General features: G+C 73.8%; 3 protein-coding genes. All 3 read left to right on the forward strand.

Annotated features, from left to right (window positions below):
- Positions 1 to 841 precede the first annotated feature (841 nt).
- From E1265_RS34130 to E1265_RS34140, 3 genes are read left to right on the forward strand one after another with little or no spacing between them, the layout of a single operon-like run.
- A complete protein-coding gene (locus E1265_RS34130) occupies positions 842 to 1,153 on the forward strand; it encodes a hypothetical protein (protein WP_132934832.1) in 312 nt (103 codons plus the stop codon).
- Positions 1,154 to 1,157: 4 nt separating this feature from the next.
- Entirely contained in the window at positions 1,158 to 2,708 is a 1,551-nt protein-coding gene (locus E1265_RS34135; protein WP_132934833.1) for an alpha/beta hydrolase, read from the forward strand.
- Positions 2,708 to 4,375, forward strand: coding sequence for an alpha/beta hydrolase (locus E1265_RS34140; RefSeq protein ID WP_243741311.1), 1,668 nt, complete (start codon positions 2,708 to 2,710; stop codon positions 4,373 to 4,375). The genes E1265_RS34135 and E1265_RS34140 overlap by 1 nt, the downstream gene beginning before the upstream one ends.
- Positions 4,376 to 4,406 lie beyond the last annotated feature (31 nt).

The following is a 4,406-nucleotide window of genomic DNA, read 5'->3' on the forward strand; positions in this document are numbered from 1 at the left end:
CCCCTCGCCACCCGTCCCCTCACCACCGGCGAACTCTTCGAAGGCACCGGCCCCACCGCCCTCCGCCGCCTCGTCCTCACCCCCGCCGGCGTCTCCATCGGCTACCGCGTCTTCCAGGACCGGGTGGAGGTCCGCCTGGTCTGGCTGATCGGCCACCCATGACCGACAACACCGACACGAACCACCCACCCGATGCCAGCGCCGGCGCCACACCCGTGCTCGGCGGGGGTTGCGGATGCGCCAGCGGGAGTTGGCGGACGAGGGGTGATAGCTGCTCGCCGGGGAGTGTGTACGTGGTCGAGTCAGCTTGTTCGTGCGAGGGGCGGCTTGTGGGCTTGCGGTGTGCCGGGCTGTTCGGGCTACGGTGATCGTGCGATCTGGGACGCCGGGTGCGGCGCCAGCGCGGCCGCCGCTCCACCGGAGCGATGGTTCGGGGCCTCCCCGTCGCCTCTGGCCGTATCTATATGGCAAGGTCGCGTAGGGAGCCGGCCTTCCGGGATCGGACCACGGACGGGATCCGTGTCGGCCCCCCGGGGCTGAGTACGCCCCGGACCAGTGCGCCCAAGACCGCGGCTGAACAGTTCTCACCTGCTCAGCCCTCAGGAACCGTACGAGGTCGTGAACGCCGAGCGTCTGGCGGCCGATGACGAGGGGACGGGGCTGCTCGCTCCGCCGGCCGACCCGGCCGGGCGCTTCGGGCCGGACGGCGGCCCGGTCAGGGATGTCGCGATCCGCTGGCGCGGGGCGATGACCTCGCGGGTGCCTTCGGTGTCCGCCGGGGCGGGCCTGGTGTCGTCGTGCCTGGCAGGGCGCGGAGGAGGACGGGAGCCGTCTCGTCGGCATGAGCGCGGAGGAGTTGCGGCGGGAGTACGAGGCGTCGATGGCGGCGCTCGTCGCCGCGGCGGACGGCGCCAGCCCGCCGAAGAAGGGTGTGGTGCGCTGCCTGGGGCGGCGGTTCCTCGAATCTGTGCCGGATCGTGGCGGGGTTCGAGCGCCTCACCGCGCGCGGGTTCGTGGCGGAGCCGGCGCTGTGGCCGACGACCTCCGGGGCCTGGCAGCTATGTCCGCGAGCGGGTCGGGGAAGGGCGGCGCGCTGGTCGGCGCGGTCTTCTGGAACGGCCAGGGCCACGACGTGCTCAGCCCAGTAACCTGAGGTCATGCGCGGGGGGAACACACGCACGGTGGCGCTGGCCGTCGTCATCGGGCTCGGGGCGGGCGCGTGCAGCGGTGCCGGTCCTTCGGAGACGCGGCCGCCCGTGGCGGAGTCGGAGGCCGCCGAGGTCCCGCCGGTGCCGGCGCGGTTCAGCGAGCAGCGGTTGGCGTGGGACGAGTGCCCAGCGCCCACGCCGCTACAGGGGAGCGGGGACGCGCCCGGCGCCGAGTGGGAGTGCGCGACGCTGACCGTGCCGCTGGACTACGACGCGCCGGGGAGCGGCGAGACCGTGGAGATCGCGGTGGTCAGGAAGCCGGCGACCGGCGGGGAGCGGTTGGGGTCGCTGGTGTTCAACTTCGGCGGTCCCGGCGGCTCCGGCGTGGCGGCGTTGCCCCGGGCCGAGGAGCGGTACGCGGAGCTCGGTGAGCGGTACGACCTGGTGAGTTTCGATCCGCGCGGGGTCGGGGCGAGTTCGCCCGTCGTCTGCCGGACGGACGCCGAGATCGACGCGGCGGCGCAGCGGAACGACGGGCCGCCGGTGACCGAGGAGGAGGAGCTGTCGTACCTGTCGCGGGCGTACGACTACGCCCGGGCCTGCGAGGCGGCGGCCGGGCCGCTGCTGCCGCATCTCACCACGGTCGACGCGGCGCGCGACCTGGACCTGTTACGGCGGGCGCTCGGGGACGAGCGGCTCAACTACTTCGGCGTGTCGTACGGGACGAAGCTCGGCGCCGTCCACGCGCACCTCTTCCCCGAGCACGTCGGCCGCACCGTGTTCGACGCGGTCGTCGACCCGACCAGGGACGTCGTGCGGCGGGCGCTGCTGCAGACCCAGGGGTTCCAACTGGCGCTCGACCACTATCTGGACGCCTGCGTCCCGAACGACGGATGTCCGACCGAGGACGAGCTGGCGGCGCTGTTCGAGAGGCTGCGGGAGCGGCCGCTGCCGACCGACGGCGGGCGGCGGCTGACCCAGGGGTTGGCCGTGACGGCGGTGCTCGGGCTGCTGTACTCCGAGTCGTCGTGGCCGACGCTCACCGAGGGGGTGCGGCAGGCCGGGCAGGACGGCCGGGGTGACGTGTTGCTCGCGGCGGCTGAGCGGTACAACGGGCGCGACGAGCAGGGGCGTTACCGCAACCTGCACGCCGCCAACACGGCCGTCAACTGCGCCGACTTCGCCTCCCGACCCGACGTGGCCGACGTGCGCGCCCACGAGCCCGCGTTCGTCGAGGCGTCGCCCGTCTTCGGGCCGCACCTGGTCTGGTCCCTGCTGGACTGCGCGTACTGGCCGGTGGCCGGCGAACGCGACCAGCCCGAGGTGTCGGCGCCCGGCGCGGGGCCGATCCTGCTGGTCGGCACCGTCGGCGACCCGGCGACGCCGTACGTGGGCGCGGAGCGGATGCGGGCGGCGCTCGGCGAGGGCGTCGGCGTGCTGCTGACGTATGAGGGCGAGGGGCATGGCGGCTACCAGGGCGGCGACGCGTGCGTCGTGGAGACCGTCAACGCGTACCTGCTCGCCGGGACGACCCCGCGTGACGGTACCGTCTGCCCATAATGAACATACCTTCACACTTTCGTTCCCGGCGTCTCCGTGCCGCCCTCGCGGCCGCGCTGACCGCCGGCCTGCTGGCGACGTCCTGCGCCACCCGCGATCTCGCCATCGGACCCGCCGACGACGGAGGTCAGGGTACGGAAGACGGCGGGACCGTCGGCACCGAGTCCGTACCGGCCGCCGACTCCTACCCCGGGCTGCCGGACGAGCTGGCCCAGCAGCGCATCCAGTGGTCGGGGTGCGAGGCACCCACCCCGCTCCAGGGCGAGGGCCCCCGCCCCATCCAGCGCGGCGACGGCACGCCCTGGCAGTGCGGCACCCTGACCGTGCCGCTCGACTACGCCGATCCCGAGGGCGAGACGATCGACCTGGCGCTGATCCGCGTCGTCAGCTCGGCCCCCGAGGACGACCGCCTCGGCTCGCTGGTCTTCAACTTCGGCGGCCCCGGCGGCTCCGGCGTCGGCACCCTGCCGCTCGCCGTCGACGACTACGAGAACCTGCGCACCGGCGGCTTCGACCTGGTCAGCTTCGACCCGCGCGGCGTCGGCGAGAGCGCGCCGGTCACCTGCCTCTCCGACGAGGAGACCGACGAGGCCGACCAGGAGGACTCGGGACCGCCGCGGACGGAGGCCGAGGAGGCGGAGTTCGTCGCCGACAGCGAGGAGTACGCGGCCGCCTGCCAGGCCAACTCGGGCGAGCTGCTGCCGCACGTCACCACGAACAACACCGCCCGCGACATGGACCTGCTGCGGCACGCGCTCGGCGACGAACGGCTCAACTACTTCGGCATCTCCTACGGGACGGAGCTCGGCGCGGTCTACGCCCACCTCTTCCCCGAGAACGTGGGCCGCACCGTGCTCGACGCGGTCGTCGACCCCAACCCGGACCCGGTGGCGCAGTCGCTGCTCGACGCCGAGGGCTTCCAGCTGGCGCTCGAGCACTACCTGGAGGACTGCGCGACCAGCCCGAGCTGCCCGACCGGCGGCGACGTGGAGACGGGCCTCGCGACGATCGAGACGCTGCTCGACGACCTGGCCACCGAGCCGCTCCCGACCAGCGACCCGGACGGCCGGGTGCTGACCTCCGGCCTCGGGATGACGGGCATCGCCTCCGCGCTGTACTCGGAGGAGAGCTGGGAGTACCTGACGATGGGGCTCGAGGAGGCGCTCGGCGGCGGCTCGGGCGACACGCTGCTGCTGCTCGCCGACTTCTACAACGGGCGTGACAGCGAGGGCCGTTACAGCAACCTGATGCCGGCGCTCAGCGCGATCCGCTGCGCGGACGACCCGTCCCGGATGGCGCTGGACGACGTCGTGCGGCACCGCGAGGAGTTCGAGGCGGCGTCGCCGGTCTTCGGGGAGTGGATGCTGTGGGGGCTGAGCGGCTGCCTGGGGTGGCCGTTCGAGGAGGCGGCGGAACCGGAGGAGTTCAGCGCGCCCGACGCGGCGGCGCCGCTGCTGCTGGTCGCGACGACCGGTGACCCGGCGACGCCGTACGAGGGCGCGGCGCGAATGCAGGAGGCGATGGGCGGCCCGGAGGTGGCGCCGCTGCTGACCAACGACGGCGAGGGGCACGGGGCGTACACGCCGGACAACGCGTGCGTGGCCGACGCGGTCGACGGGCACCTGCTGCGCGGCGAGACACCGGCGGACGGGCTCCGCTGCGAGTAGCTGTCGGACCGGCGGTTCTCCCCCACCCGCC

Origin of the sequence: Streptomyces sp. 8K308, from assembly GCF_004348315.1 — a bacterium.
Classification (GTDB): Bacteria; Actinomycetota; Actinomycetes; order Streptomycetales; family Streptomycetaceae; genus Streptomyces.